15 protein-coding genes are annotated in these 13,885 nt (G+C 62.0%); 9 read left to right on the forward strand and 6 right to left on the reverse strand.

All coding sequences use genetic code 11. The features are described 5' to 3' along the window. The first annotated feature begins 29 nt into the window (after window positions 1–29). The 4 genes from PU133_RS02870 to PU133_RS02885 all read left to right on the forward strand — a co-directional run bounded on the left by PU133_RS02870 (window position 30) and on the right by PU133_RS02885 (window position 4,971). The gene (locus PU133_RS02870; RefSeq protein ID WP_404863413.1) at window positions 30–752 is read left to right on the forward strand and encodes an ABC transporter ATP-binding protein; all 723 of its coding nucleotides are present in this window, start codon (window positions 30–32) and stop codon (window positions 750–752) included. Continuing rightward, a complete protein-coding gene (locus tag PU133_RS02875) occupies window positions 749–3,319 on the forward strand; it encodes an ABC transporter permease (protein ID WP_404863414.1) in 2,571 nt (856 codons plus the stop codon). The genes PU133_RS02870 and PU133_RS02875 overlap by 4 nt, the downstream gene beginning before the upstream one ends. A 208-nt stretch (window positions 3,320–3,527) precedes the next feature. Next, window positions 3,528–4,262, forward strand: coding sequence for a Bax inhibitor-1/YccA family protein (locus PU133_RS02880; RefSeq protein ID WP_404863415.1), 735 nt, complete (start codon window positions 3,528–3,530; stop codon window positions 4,260–4,262). Window positions 4,263–4,401: 139 nt separating this feature from the next. Next, entirely contained in the window at window positions 4,402–4,971 is a 570-nt protein-coding gene (locus PU133_RS02885; protein WP_404863416.1) for a GNAT family N-acetyltransferase, read from the forward strand. Window positions 4,972–4,991: 20 nt separating this feature from the next. Here the strand turns inward: PU133_RS02885 and PU133_RS02890 are convergent, their stop codons facing one another. The 3 genes from PU133_RS02890 to acnA form a co-directional block, all read right to left on the reverse strand. Continuing rightward, complete coding sequence (locus PU133_RS02890) at window positions 4,992–5,321, reverse strand: DUF2794 domain-containing protein (RefSeq protein ID WP_404864421.1); 330 nt, start codon at window positions 5,319–5,321, stop codon at window positions 4,992–4,994. A 399-nt stretch (window positions 5,322–5,720) separates the two neighbouring features. Further along, window positions 5,721–6,473, reverse strand: coding sequence for a DUF1223 domain-containing protein (locus tag PU133_RS02895; protein ID WP_404863417.1), 753 nt, complete (start codon window positions 6,471–6,473; stop codon window positions 5,721–5,723). A gap of 220 nt (window positions 6,474–6,693) precedes the next feature. Then, complete coding sequence (gene acnA / locus PU133_RS02900) at window positions 6,694–9,384, reverse strand: aconitate hydratase AcnA (protein ID WP_404863418.1); 2,691 nt, start codon at window positions 9,382–9,384, stop codon at window positions 6,694–6,696. 299 nt (window positions 9,385–9,683) lie between these two features. Here acnA and ccmA point away from each other — a divergent pair, with 299 nt between their 5' ends. From ccmA to PU133_RS02925, 5 genes are read left to right on the forward strand one after another with little or no spacing between them, the layout of a single operon-like run. Then, window positions 9,684–10,304, forward strand: coding sequence for a heme ABC exporter ATP-binding protein CcmA (gene ccmA / locus PU133_RS02905; protein WP_404864422.1), 621 nt, complete (start codon window positions 9,684–9,686; stop codon window positions 10,302–10,304). Next, window positions 10,301–10,960 carry a heme exporter protein CcmB gene (gene ccmB / locus PU133_RS02910; protein WP_151983879.1) on the forward strand — a complete coding sequence of 220 codons (660 nt, stop codon included), beginning with the start codon at window positions 10,301–10,303 and terminating at the stop codon, window positions 10,958–10,960. Before ccmA ends, ccmB begins: the two co-directional genes overlap by 4 nt. Window positions 10,961–11,007: 47 nt before the next feature. Then, window positions 11,008–11,760, forward strand: a complete 753-nt coding sequence (locus tag PU133_RS02915; protein ID WP_126007559.1) for a heme ABC transporter permease — start codon at window positions 11,008–11,010, stop codon at window positions 11,758–11,760. Window positions 11,761–11,769: 9 nt separating this feature from the next. Continuing rightward, window positions 11,770–11,940: a heme exporter protein CcmD gene (gene ccmD, locus PU133_RS02920; protein ID WP_126007561.1), complete on the forward strand. Its 171-nt coding sequence runs from the start codon at window positions 11,770–11,772 to the stop codon at window positions 11,938–11,940. Then, on the forward strand, window positions 11,937–12,551 hold the full coding sequence (locus tag PU133_RS02925) for a DsbE family thiol:disulfide interchange protein (protein WP_404863419.1): 615 nt from the start codon (window positions 11,937–11,939) through the stop codon (window positions 12,549–12,551). The genes ccmD and PU133_RS02925 overlap by 4 nt, the downstream gene beginning before the upstream one ends. 16 nt (window positions 12,552–12,567) lie before the next feature. On the opposite strand, the gene PU133_RS02930 is transcribed toward PU133_RS02925, so the two are convergent. The 3 genes from PU133_RS02930 to PU133_RS02940 are packed head-to-tail and all read right to left on the reverse strand — an operon-like array spanning window position 12,568 to window position 13,826. Continuing rightward, window positions 12,568–12,858, reverse strand: a complete 291-nt coding sequence (locus PU133_RS02930; protein ID WP_404863420.1) for a type II toxin-antitoxin system RelE/ParE family toxin — start codon at window positions 12,856–12,858, stop codon at window positions 12,568–12,570. After that, window positions 12,855–13,088 carry a type II toxin-antitoxin system ParD family antitoxin gene (locus PU133_RS02935; RefSeq protein ID WP_404863421.1) on the reverse strand — a complete coding sequence of 78 codons (234 nt, stop codon included), beginning with the start codon at window positions 13,086–13,088 and terminating at the stop codon, window positions 12,855–12,857. The genes PU133_RS02930 and PU133_RS02935 overlap by 4 nt, the downstream gene beginning before the upstream one ends. Window positions 13,089–13,148: 60 nt before the next feature. Then, complete coding sequence (locus tag PU133_RS02940) at window positions 13,149–13,826, reverse strand: septation protein A (protein ID WP_404863422.1); 678 nt, start codon at window positions 13,824–13,826, stop codon at window positions 13,149–13,151. Window positions 13,827–13,885 lie beyond the last annotated feature (59 nt).

Raw genomic sequence — 13,885 nt, forward strand, 5'->3', positions numbered from 1 at the left:
CATATCCGGACATATAGGAAGCTTCCGCCTTGACCCAACACATCATCGATCTCGCCGACGCCGATCTGACCCTCGGAAACGGCGCTTCGTCGGTTCATGTCATGAAGCGGATGTCCCTCAAGATTAACGCCGGAGAGTCGGTCGGGATCGTCGGTCCTTCGGGATCGGGCAAATCGACCCTGCTCATGGTTCTCGCGGGCCTGGAAAAGATCGACAGCGGCGCGATCACCATCGCAGGCGCCGAATTGCACAGCATGAGCGAAGATGCCGTCGCTGATTTTCGCGGCAGGCATATCGGCATCGTCTTCCAGTCCTTTCACCTCATTCCGAACATGACCGCGCTCGAGAACGTCGCCGTGCCGCTCGAGCTCGCCGGACGCAACGACGCGTTCGAGGTGGCGGAGCGTGAGCTTCGGGCCGTTGGCCTTGGCGAGCGCCTTTCACACCATCCCGGCGAGATGTCCGGCGGCGAACAACAGCGTGTGGCGATTGCACGGGCGCTGGCGCCGTCGCCGGCCGTTCTCATTGCCGACGAGCCGACGGGCAACCTGGACGGCGAGACGGGCCGGCAGATCGCCGATCTTCTCTTCACGAAGCAGGCGGAGCGCGGCACGACGCTGCTCCTGGTGACGCATGATCCGCAGCTTGCGGCGCGCTGCGATCGGCAGATCAAGGTGCGGTCGGGCGAAATCGTGGATGATGGCCTTGGCCAGGCACGGCCGATTGCCCAGTCGCGCGGAGCCTATGCATGAGCCAGGCGCCAGCGAGCAAGGCGGCCTCCAGCCAGAATTTCCAGTTGGCCCTGCGGCTGGCGCTGCGCGAAATGCGTGGTGGCCTTTCGGGCTTTTATATCTTCCTCGCCTGTATCGTTCTCGGCACCGCGGCGATTGCCGGCGTCAATTCCGTGTCACGCTCGATCACCGATGCTATCGCGGCTGAAGGCCAGGCCATTCTTGCGGGTGACATCCGATTCGAAATCGACAACCGGCCGGCGACGGGCGACGACCTCGCCTTCGTCGAAGGGCTGGGCGACGTGGCTCAGTCGGTCAATCTGCGCTCCATGGCCAGGCTCGAGGATGGCAGCGACCAGTCGCTTGTCGAAGTGAAGGCGGTGGATGACCTCTACCCGCTCTATGGGTCCCTCGTCACTGAGCCGGCGCTCGATTTCGATGCGCGGCATGGTCTTATCGAAGGCGCCTACGGCGCGGTCGTTGCGCCTGTGCTTCTGGAACGGATGGGCCTTTCGATCGGCGATCGCCTGACGCTCGGCAGCGAAACCTTCGAGGTGCGCGCCTCGCTGATCAACGAGCCCGACCTCCTGTCAGAAGGCTTCGCGTTTGCGCCGCGCTTCCTCGTTTCGGTGGACGCGCTTGAGGCGGCAGGCCTTCTCCAGCTCGGCAGCCTTGTCGAATATGTCTACAAGGTCCGCCTGCCGGAGCCTGCGACCTACGATCAGCTGCAGGCTATCCGTGACGAAGCGCGGGCGGACTACACGGATGCCGGCTGGGCCGTGCGCACCAGCGCCAACGCCGCGCCGCAGCTGACCGAAAACATCGAACGCTTCTCGCAGTTTCTCACGCTTGTGGGTCTGACGGCGCTCGTCGTCGGCGGCGTTGGCGTCGCCAATGCCGTGCGCGCTTTCATGGATTCCAAACGCGGCGTGATCGCAACACTGAAATGCGTCGGCGCATCGAGCCGCTTCGTCGTCATGGTCTATCTGGTCCAGATCGGCATCGTCGCCACCATCGGTGTCCTGATCGGTGTGGTCATCGGAGCGATCGTGCCCTTCGTGGCGGCAGTATTTCTTGCGGATCTGCTTCCCATCGGCAGCGGTGTTTCCGTGCATCCGGGCGCGCTCTTGCTCGCTGCGGTCTTCGGTCTGCTGACCGCTCTCGCCTTCGCGATCCTGCCGCTTGGCCGCGCACAGGACGTGCCGGCAACCGCATTGTTTCGAAGTCAGGGTTTCGACGGTGCAGGCTGGCCTGCGAAGCGCTACCTCGCAGCTACCGCCGTCACCATGGTGGCGCTAGCGGCGCTTGCGATCCTCACATCTTTCGATCGCTTCATCGCGATCATCTTTCTGGCGGCGATCGCGTTCTCCTTCGTGGTTCTCCGCTCGGTGGCGGTGCTCATCCAGTGGGCGGCAAAGCGCAGCCCGCGCGTGAATTCCGCAGCGCTTCGGCTTGCCATCGGCAACATTCACCGGCCGGGCGCCTTGACGCCGTCCGTCGTTCTCTCTCTCGGGCTCGGGCTCGCGCTGTTGGTGACGCTGGCGCTGATCGACGGCAATCTGAGGCGTGAACTGGCCGGCAATCTGCCGGAGCGCGCGCCGAACTTCTTCTTCGTCGACATCCAGTCGAGCGAGATCGACCAGTTCAGGGAGATCGTTGCGACCGCTGCGCCTGAAGGCGACATCGATGCGGTTCCGATGCTGCGTGGGCGGATCGTCGGCATCAATGGCGAAGTGCCGAATCCCGAAGATTACGCTGAGGGTCGCTGGGTGCTGCGCGGTGACCGTGGCATCACCTATGCGCCAACACTGCCCGCCGGCACGGCGCTGACGGAAGGGGAGTGGTGGGCCGAAGACTATGACGGTCCTCCACTCGTCTCGTTCTCGGCCGAAGAGGCAGGCGAACTCGGCCTTGGCATCGGCGATTCCATCACCGTCAATGTGCTCGGCCGCGAAGTGACCGCAGAGATCGCCAATCTGCGCGAGATCCAGTGGGAGTCACTGTCGATCAACTTTATCATGGTCTTTTCGCCCAACACATTTGCTGGCGCACCGCATGCGTGGCTGGCGACGCTGACCGATCCAAGCCTCACTGCGGCGCAGGAAGGGCAGATCCTGCGTGAGGTGACGAATGCTTTGCCGACGGTCACCAGCGTGCGTGTCAAGGACGCGATCGACGTGGTCGATCGTCTCGTGGAGCAGCTGGCCGTCGCGATCCGCGCTGCCGCGGCCGTGGCGCTCATTGCGTCGATCCTGGTGCTTTCGGGTGCGCTCGCTGCCGGAAACCGGGCACGGACGCACGATGCGGTGGTGTTGAAGACGCTTGGGGCGACGCGCAGCACGCTGATCCGCGCGTTTTCCTACGAGTATCTGATTCTCGGACTGGCAACGGCGATCTTCGCGCTTTTCGCCGGCGGGGTGGCCGCTTGGTACATCGTTTCGCGCATCATGACGCTGCCGTCGAGCTTCCTGCCGGACGTCGCGATATCGACGCTCGTGATCGCGATCGTGGTGACGGTCGGGATCGGGCTTGCCGGAACATGGCGGGTGCTCGGCCAGAAAGCAGCACCAATTCTCCGCAATCTTTAACGTTCGATATACTGCGCGACTATTGGGCGCAGGGGGTTAGCGTTCCGGTGGCCGGAATCGGCTACCTGCCTAGAGTCGAGGGTCTTGCTCTTGGCTCAGCTAGTCCTCATATTATCCACAGGCATGCTGGAGCCCCGCAGCGGCGCCTGGGTTGGTCGATGACACGACCCGACACCGTTTCACTTCCGGGGCTTTGAAAGAGGAAACTATGGCTGACCTTCGTAACTACCAGACCCGCGCGGCCCCGGCCGGGACGCAGGCCGGAGCTGCGATCGACCAGGGCCTGCGCAGCTACATGCTGCGCGTCTACAATCTGATGGCTCTCGGACTGGCGATCACGGGTGTGGCTGCCTATGCGACATTCGCGCTGGCACAGACCAATCCTGCGTTCGCGCAACTCATGTACGCCAGCCCGCTGCGCTGGGTCGTGATGCTCGCTCCGCTTGCGCTTGTCTTCTTCCTGAGCTTTCGCATTCAGAACATGAGCGTCAGTGCGGCGCAGACCACGTTCTGGATCTATTCGGCCGTCATGGGCCTGTCTCTCTCGTCGATCTTCCTGGTCTTCACGGGCCAGAGCATCGTGCAGACATTCTTCATCACCGCCGCCTCGTTCGGCGCGCTGTCGCTTTACGGCTACACGACGAAGCGTGATCTGTCTGGCATGGGTTCGTTCCTGTTCATGGGCTTGATCGGTCTGGTCATCGCCATGGTCGTGAACATCTTCCTTGCCTCGAGCGCTCTGCAGTTCGCGATCTCGGCAATCGGCGTCCTGATCTTCGCAGGCCTGACGGCTTACGATACGCAGGAAATCAAGACGATGTACTATGAAGGCGACTCAAGCGATGCCGCCGGCCGCAAGGCCATCATGGGTGCGCTTCGCCTGTATCTCGACTTCATCAACATGTTCATGTTCCTGCTGCAGTTCATGGGCAACCGCGAATAAGCAGAACACGGATAGGTGTTTCGAAAGGGCGGCCTTCGGGTCGCCCTTTTTCGTTGCGCGATCGTCATCTTGCGCGCTGGTATCAGACCTGAAGCTAGGCTATCTGGCGAGCGAAACCGAACTCGATGGTGCTTACCCCATGTCTTTCTCGATCCGTCCCGCCACGTCCGCCGATCTCGATGCGATCACCGCAATCTATCGGGAGAATGTGCAGAACGGCACGGCAACCTACGAGCTTGATGCGCCCGATCGCACCGAGATGGAACGTCGGTTTTCAACGATCACGGGCAAGGGATACCCCTATCTCGCGGCAGAAGGAGCCGACGGGGCCTTGATCGGCTACGCCTATGCATCCGCTTTCCGGGACAGACCGGCCTATTCGTGGCTGGTTGAGGATTCCATCTATCTCGCACCAGAGGCGCGCGGGCAGGGTCTGGGCAAGGCCCTGCTCGCAGACCTGCTGTCGCGGACCGAGGCGCTTGGGTTCCGGCAGATGGTTGCAGTGATCGGCGGTGCCCATCCCGCATCGGTCGCCGTGCACCGTGCCTGTGGCTTCGACTTGATCGGCACGATGCCAGGCACAGGTTTCAAATTCGGCCGATGGCTGGATACCGTCATCATGCAGAAGGCGCTGGGCGCGGGTACCGAAACGCCGGCGGATTTGACGCGCTATCCGGGCACGCTGGCGAACGGCATCGCTGGTCGGTGAGATATTTGACGGCTCGACGGTTAGATACCGACGAGCTTCGGCTTCTTGTCGAGCACGCGCAGCACGGTTTCCAGTTCGTGGCCGCGCTTCAAAATCGTGCCATTGGCCGCAACGACGCTGAACGCTCCCTGTCGACGGGCATTCTTCGGGCATTTTTCGATCCGGTAGAGCGGGACCTCACTTGTGCGTCGAAATGCGGAAAATACGGCCTTCTCGCGAAGATGGTCGAGCGCGTAATCGCGCCACTCTCCGGACGCGACCATGCGGCCATAGAGTCTCAGGATCGTATCGAGTTCGCGGCGATTGAAGGTGACGGGAAGAGGCTCGGAGCCGCTTTTGTAATCCGTCATATGGACGATGTTTGCGCCCTGTTCTGGCACGTGATCCGTCATCGGGTCTCCTGGGATTTCCGACCTTGGGCATGACAACCGTGTGACAGTTTGCCTGCCGGCTGCCGAAATGCAAGGAAAAGAAAGCGTTAAAAGGCCGATCACGAAAGGCGACCGTGCGCGTTACCAAGTGAACCGAAACGGTTAATTGAGCGGGTTTTGGCCGCAATTGGGCCGCACCGATGCCCGAATTGGAGACGAGATTCCGATCGTTGCCTCAGACGGCTCGGTCCGGTGACTTTCGAATTTAAAGCCCCCCAGCCCCTCGAAACCGCTGGGCCGAGCCAACTCCCTGATGCAGCATTCGAAAAGGTCGCTTCGGCGACCTTTTTTTGTGCCCGCTCTCCCTGAGGAATGCCTTCAATCAGTTCTTGCAGAAGGCTCGATGAGCGCTGCACCGATAATCGCGCCGGGCGCGCGGCCGTTCACCATTCTCTGCAGCAGGATTGCGCCGTTCCGGTTGACCCAGTCGTCGATCATCATGGCGGGCAAGGTGATGCGCTCGGCATCGCCCTTCCAGACACCGACGATTTGGAGTTCGCGTACGCTGTTCACGTAGGTGTAGCTTGCGCCGTCGTTTTCGCCGGCCTCTATCGGCACGGTGGTCTCGCGATCGAAGACGACGAGCACCACATGGGCTTTTCCTTCGCCCTCGCCGACATCGATGACGAGCGTATCATCATCATGGGCGACGTCGACATCGACCACGAGGCCGCGGCCGTCGCGTTCCATCGCGGAAAGGGTGGTGTCGATATGCCCGCGCGAGGCGCCATTGACGTGGTCGCGGCCATTGAGAACGGCCTGGGGGGTGTAAACGCTCTTGCGCTCGAAGGTCGTTGCATAGGCCTTTTGGCGCGCGGTGTTTTCCGGCGAGGCCAGCGTGTCCTTCCAGCCGAGATAATTCCAGTAATCGACATGATAGGCGAGTGCGATCACGTCGCCTTCTTCGGCCAGGTCGGCAAGCACCGCATCTGCCGGCGGGCAGGAGGAGCAGCCCTGGCTTGTGAAGAGCTCGACGACACCCATAGGCTTGTCGCCGGCTATGGTGGCGGTTGGGCAGACGGCGAGCGACAGAAGCAGCAGCGCCGGCGCAATCTTCGATCTGACCATCATCAACTTGACCATTCTGGCGCACGCCATGGCGCATATGGCCCGAAATTGTCGATCGCGGGTCCTTCTTGCGCTGTCCATCCGTTAAAAACGCTACAGGCCGCGCAGATCAAGCAAAAGTCACGTTCGAGTGACGCGCGCGCCCCGAATTTTTGATCCGGGGCGCACATTGGTGTCGAAGCTCGAGGCCGCGCTGAACGGCCTCAAGCGGATTCAGGCAGTATCAGGCAGCAAGATCGCGCAGAACCGTCTGCAGAATCCCGCCATTTTCCATGTAGGTGACCTCATCCAGCGTCTCGACGCGGCTGATGATCGTGACGTCCTTGACCGTGCCATCGCCATAGGTGATGCGGGCGGTCTTGGTTTCGCGGGGCTTCAGCTGGGTGAGGCCTTCGATGGTCACGGTTTCGTCACCACGTAGGTTGAGGCTTGCCCAGCTCGTTCCTTCTTCGAGAACGAAGGGGATCACGCCCATGCCGACGAGGTTGGCGCGGTGGATACGCTCGAAGCTCTGCGCGATCACGGCGCGTACGCCGAGAAGGACAGTGCCCTTTGCAGCCCAGTCGCGCGACGAGCCGTTGCCATACTCGGCGCCAGCGAAGATGACGAGCGGAACGCCCTCTTCCTTGTACCGCATGGCGGCGTCGAAGATCGACATCTCTTCCTTCGACGGATAGTGGATCGTGTATCCACCTTCCTTGCCGTTCGGGCCCATCATGTGGTTGCGCAGACGGATGTTGGCGAAGGTGCCGCGCATCATGATCTCGTGGTTGCCACGACGCGTGCCGTACTGGTTGAAGTCGGCAGCGCCGACGCCACGCTCCATGAGATAGGCACCGGCAGGCGATGCCGCCTTGATCGAACCGGCCGGCGAGATGTGGTCGGTGGTGATCTTGTCGCCGAGCAGGCCGAGAACGCGTGCACCGACGATATCGCTCGTGCCGCCTGCGCCCTTGCCCATTCCGACGAAGTACGGCGGGTTCTGCACGTAGGTCGAAGAATCGTCCCAGGTGTAGGTGTCGCCGGCCGGAACCTGAACGTTCTGCCAGTTCTCGTCGCCACGGAACACGTCGGCATACTTGCTCTCGTAGACGTCACGGGTGACGTATTTCAGGATGAAGTCCTGAATTTCCTTCGAGGTCGGCCAGATGTCGCGCAGATAGACCGGCTGACCGTCGGAGCCTTCGCCGATCGGCTCGGTGGTCAGGTCCTTCTTCACCGTACCGGCAAGTGCGTAGGCAACGACCAGCGGCGGCGAGGCGAGGTAGTTCGCCTGGACGTCCGGCGAAATGCGCCCTTCGAAGTTGCGGTTGCCCGAAAGCACGCCGGCAGCAATGAGACCCTTGTCGTTGATCGTCTTCGACACCGGAGCCGGCAGCGGGCCGGAGTTGCCGATGCAGGTCGTGCAGCCGAAGCCGACGAGGTTGAAGCCGAGCGCGTCGAGGTCTTTCTGCAGACCGGCCTTTTCGAGGTAGCCGGCAACGACCTGGCTTCCGGGAGCGAGCGATGTCTTCACCCAGGGTTTCGTCTTTAGGCCCTTGGCAACAGCGTTGCGTGCAAGCAGGCCGGCACCGATCAGAACCGAGGGGTTCGACGTGTTGGTGCAGGACGTGATGGCGGCGATGGCGACATCGCCGTGGCCGAGATCGTAATCCTCGCCTTCGACGGCATAACGCACGTCGATCTGGCCAGGCTTCTTGTACTCTTCAGCCAGCGACTTTTCGAAACCGGATGCGATGCCTTCCAGCGGGATGCGGCCTTCGGGACGCTTCGGGCCAGCCATGGAGGGCACGACGGTGCCGAGGTCGAGCTCGAGCGTGTCGGTGAAGACTGGATCTGCCGAACCTGCCTCGCGCCACATGCCCTGCGCCTTCGAATAGGCTTCGACGAGCGCGATGCGGTCGCGGTCGCGGCCCGACACGGTGAGGTAGTTGATCGTTTCGGAATCGACCGGGAAGAAGCCGCAGGTCGCGCCGTATTCCGGACCCATGTTGCCGATGGTCGCGCGGTCGGCGAGCGTCATGTTGTCGAGACCGGGGCCGAAGAATTCGACGAACTTGGCGACGACGCCCTTCTTGCGCAGCATCTGGACGACGGTGAGCACGAGGTCGGTGGCGGTGACGCCTTCTTTCAGCGCGCCCGTAACCTTGAAGCCGATGACTTCCGGCAGGAGCATGGAGATCGGCTGGCCGAGCATGGCAGCTTCGGCTTCGATGCCGCCAACGCCCCAACCAAGAACGCCGAGACCGTTGATCATGGTCGTGTGGCTGTCGGTGCCGACGCAGGTGTCCGGGTAAGCGACGGTCTCGCCGTCCTCATCCTTCGTCCAGACGGTCTGGCCGAGATATTCGAGGTTCACCTGGTGGCAGATGCCAGTACCGGGCGGAACGACGCGGAAGTTCTGGAAGGCCTGCTGGCCCCACTTCAGGAAGCGGTAGCGCTCGCCGTTGCGCTCATATTCCTTCTCGACGTTGTTCGCGAAGGCCTGCGGGGTGCCGAACTCGTCGACGATGACCGAGTGGTCGATGACGAGATCGACCGGAACGAGCGGGTTGATCTTCTGCGGGTCGCCGCCGAGCGATGCCATTGCATCGCGCATGGCCGCGAGGTCGACGACGGCGGGAACGCCGGTGAAGTCCTGCATGAGCACGCGGGCAGGGCGGTAGGCGATCTCGCTGCCGCCGGTGCCCTTGTCGTCGAGCCATTTGCTGACATTGATGATGTCGTTCTTGGTGACCGAACGGCCATCTTCATTGCGAAGGAGGTTTTCGAGAACGACCTTCATCGAGAAAGGCAGGCGCGAAACGCCTTCGAGGCCGTTTGCCTCTGCCTTGGTAAGGTCGAAATAGACATAGTCTTTGTCGCCCACCTTGAGGGTGGAGCGGCAATTGAAGCTGTCGAGCGATTTGGACAAGTGAAACCCCGTCTTCGTCTGATCAGCCGAAGCTGCCGGGCGAACGCCTATACGCTTGATCCCGCGAGGGGATGCGTGAGGATGCGGGTACGGTCATTTCCGCTGTCCGCCCGTGATCGTGAATGCCTTCCGGCAGATCATGTTCGGCGCAAGGATGGTGATCACGCCGACCGCTGGCGTGGTTGCAGGCCTTATAGATAATTTCTATGAAGGGTTCCAGTGCATCGGGGCAAAATGCGACGGATTTCGCAGCCACGCCGCAAGCTGCCCTCACGGGCAATTTCGCCCAGGGGAAAAGCATGCGGCTGATCGCCGAAAGACTGACGGCAAGCCGGGGAAGTGAGCCGATTTTCGCGGATCTGTCGCTGACAGTCGAGGCGGGCGAAGCGCTGATCGTGACGGGTCCGAACGGCATCGGCAAGTCCACGCTGCTCAAGGTCATCGCCGGGTTGCTCAAGGCTGATTCGGGAATCGTGACGTTGGACGGCGGCCCGCAAGAGGCAGAGACGCTTGCCGAAGCCTGCCATTATCTTGGCCATCGCAACGGCATGAAGCGCGAACTGACGGTGGCCGAGAATCTGGGCTTCTGGCAACGCTTCATGGCAGCGCCTGCGCTTGGTGTCGAAGAGGCGGCAGATGCGGTCGGGCTCGCAACAGTTCTCTCGTTGCCTTACGGATATCTCTCGGCCGGTCAGCAGCGCCGGATCGCGATGGCACGACTTCTCGTCTCGCACCGGCCGATCTGGATTCTCGATGAACCGACCGCTGCACTGGATGTTGCTTCGGAAGCGCGATTCGGCGGCATGGTGGAGGCCCATCTTCGAACGGGAGGGCTAGCTCTCATCGCCACGCACCAGCCACTCGCGATCTCGACGCAGCGCGAATTTGCCATGACGCCCGGCCTGTCGGTGAGCGCATGAGAGCGCTCATCCTGCGCGACATCCGGCTCGGCATACGTGCCGGTGGCGGGGCGCTCATCGGGGTGCTGTTCTTCCTCACTGTGATTGCCGTCGTGCCCTTCGGCGTCGGGCCGGATCTCAACCTTCTCGCCCGCATCGGGCCGGCGATGCTGTGGATCGGTGCGCTGCTCGCCTCGCTTCTCGGTCTGGATCGGCTGTTCCAGGCCGACCGAGAGGATGGCGCGCTCGATATCCTGCTGATGCAGGAGCATCCGCTGATCCTCACGGTCTTCGCCAAGTGTCTCGCGCACTGGATCGCGACCGGCCTGCCGCTGGTGCTCGCTGCGCCGCTTCTCGCGCTCTTCATGAATGTCGAGCCGCTGGCGATCGGCGCTGCGACCCTGACGCTGGCCGTCGGCACCCCGGCGATCACGTTCATCGGCGCGGTCGGAGCGGCAGTTGCCGTATCGCTGCCACGCGGAGGTCTTCTCGTATCGATCCTAGTGCTGCCGCTGACCGTGCCGGTGCTGGTGTTCGGGGTGAGCGCCATCTATGCGGCGGTTGAGGAGCCGGCACCTTTCATGCCGCCTTTCCTCATTCTTGCTGCGATCACATTGTTCTTTGCAGTGCTGGGGCCGCTTGCTGCCGCTGCGGCATTGCGCGCATCGACCGACTGAGCCGGGCGCGTTGCTGCCTGTCACGATCCGCGATATGAGTTTCAGGAATGAGCGACACGAGCCTATCCATCGGACGCATCGGCGATCTGGCAAACCCCACCCGGTTTCTGGCCTTGGCGGGGCGATTGTTGCCATGGCTTGCCGGGTTGACCCTCCTCGTTGCCGTGATCGGCCTCTGGATGAGCTTTGAGGCGCCTGAAGACTATCAGCAGGGCGCGACCATCCGCATCATGTTCATCCATGTGCCTTCGGCCTGGCTTGCGATGATGTGCTACACGGTGATGGCGGCTTCCGCGATCGGCACGCTCGTCTGGCGCCATCCCCTCGCAGACGTTTCGGCGCGCGCGGCCGCTCCGATTGGCGCGGCCTTCACGGTATTGGCGCTCGTCACTGGCTCGCTCTGGGGCAAGCCCATGTGGGGCACCTGGTGGGTCTGGGACGCGCGGTTGACCTCCGTCTTCGTTCTGCTTCTCATGTATCTCGGGCTGATCGCCCTGCAGCGGGCGATGGACGATCCGACGAAGTCGGCGCGGCTCTCGGCGATCCTGATCCTCGTCGGTTTTATCAACATCCCGATCATCAAGTTCTCGGTCGACTGGTGGAACACGTTGCACCAGCCGGCGAGCGTGGTGCGGCTCGACGGACCGACGATCCACCCGTCGATGCTCTATCCGCTGCTGGTCATGGCGGTCGCCTTCACGCTTCTGTTCTTCACGCTGCATCTTGCCGCCATGCGCAACGAGATCTGGCGCCGTCGCGTGGCGGCCTTGCGCCGCCAAGTGGCACGGCAGGCAGCCTGAGGCGGGATCATGCAGTATTTCGGGTTCATCTTCGCGTCCTACGCCATCACTGCCCTCGTTCTGGGCGCCCTGATCGCGTGGGTGATCCTCGACCATCGCGGTCGGCGCGCCGAACTGGCGGCGCTCGAAGCGCAGGGCGTTCGCAGGCGCTCCGATCGGGTCAGCGAGAGCAGCCGATGAGCGAGACCCCGATCGAGGAACGCGAAGAGGCGGCAGGTCAGGCCAAGCGCAACAACGCACGCGCCCGACTGATCGCGCTGTTGCCGCTGCTCATATTCGGCGCATTGGCGGCAGTCTTTCTCGGGCAATTGTTGTCCGGCCGCGATGCTTCCGTGATACCTTCGGCGCTGGTCGGTCAGCCGGCGCCTGTGCTCGATCTTCCGGAACTCGCGGGCCTGACGCGCGATGGCGCGCCGGTGCCCGCGCTGACCAACGCCGCGCTGGATGGGCAACTGACCCTCGTCAATGTCTGGGCATCCTGGTGCGTGCCGTGCCGGCAGGAACATCCGCTCCTGATGGAGCTTGCCGCGCAGGAAGATATCCAAGTCGTGGGCATCAATTACAAGGACCAGAACGAAAACGCGATCCGCTTCCTTGGCGAGCTCGGCAATCCCTATGATGCCGTCGGCGTGGACGACAACGGACGTACGGCGATCGACTGGGGCGTTTATGGCGTGCCTGAGAGCTACCTGGTCGGCCCCGACGGCACGATCCTCTACAAGAAGGTCGGTCCGTTCTCGCCGGAAACCTATCTGACCGAACTGCTGCCGGCGATCGAGGCGGCGCGGTGAGCTCCGGTTCACAGTCTCAAAGATGGCGGTTCACATCCATCCGCTGATGCAGGATGCGTAGGACGATGAGGTGTTCCTCGTCGCCTTCCCGAAAAAAGATCACGTGCGATCCAACGTTCGTTTTGCGGTAGCCCTCCCGTATGTCGACTGGCCTTGTCATCTGCTGACCCGACGCAACCGAAAAACAGGCATCACGCAGCAACTGAACATACGTGATTGCCTGGCTGGTGCCCCAGCGCTCCTCGGTATAGTGCCAGATGCTGTCGAGGTCGCGCTTGGAGGCTGGGGAGAATTGAATGGACTTCAACGAGTGTACGGAGAGAGCTTGCCGGCGATGAAATCATCGAAGTCGAAAACTTCGGGCGGCCCTGAGTCCTCGCCTTCGATCAAAGCATCCTCGAGCGCTTTCACCTTCGCTTCATGCTGCTCGAGCAGGCGAAGACCGTCGCGAAGAACATCGTCTGGCGACCGGTACCGACCAGATGCCAACTGGGCTTCGACGAAACCATCGAAATGTTTGCCAAGCGATACCGCCATGGAAGAATTCCGAGTTGAGATAATCAAAGTTAGATCGGAACAAGGGCGGCTTCAACCAGCTCACCCCTCCGTCGGCTTCTCCATGGCTTTTTCGACCGTCTGCTCCTTCGGCTCCAGCGAGTGACGCATGATCAGCGGCATCTGGGCCATCGTGAAAGCGATGGTGATCGGCATCGTTCCCCAAACCTTGAAAGCGACCCAGAAGTCGGTCGAAAATGCGCGCCAGACGACCTCGTTCAAGACGGCAAGGAACAGGAAGAACACGCCCCAGCGCAGCGTCAGCTTGCGCCAGCCCTCGCTATCGAGCTTGAAAGCGCTGTCGAAGACGTAGCCGAGCAGGGATTTGCCGAAATAGAGACCACCAAGCAGGATTGCTCCGAACATCGTGTTCACGATGGTCGGCTTCATCTTGATGAAGGTTTCGTTCTGCAGATAGAGCGTCAGCGCGCCGAAGATGAAGACGACGACGCCCGAGATCAGTGGCATCATCGGCACTGTGCGCAGCAACAGCCAGGATACGGTGAGGGAGATGGCTGTCGCGACCATGAAGAGCCCGGTCGCGATGAAGATCGGGTCGCCGAGATCGGCCAGCATCGGGAATGTGGAGGCCAGCCACTCGCCGCGCGAGTTGGCGAAGAAGAAGACGAGCAGCGGGCCAAGCTCGAGCACGAGCTTGAGGAGCGGATGCGGTTCGGCCTTCTTGGCCGGTGCCACGGGTTCGATCGGTTCGACGCTCATGCAGTCCTCTTCATTCCTGATGCCGGTCATCGTCTACAGCGTCATGGTGCTGAAGTGAT

The organism is Georhizobium sp. MAB10 (assembly GCF_045012825.1).
GTDB classification, from domain to species: Bacteria; Pseudomonadota; Alphaproteobacteria; order Rhizobiales; family Rhizobiaceae; genus Georhizobium; species Georhizobium profundi.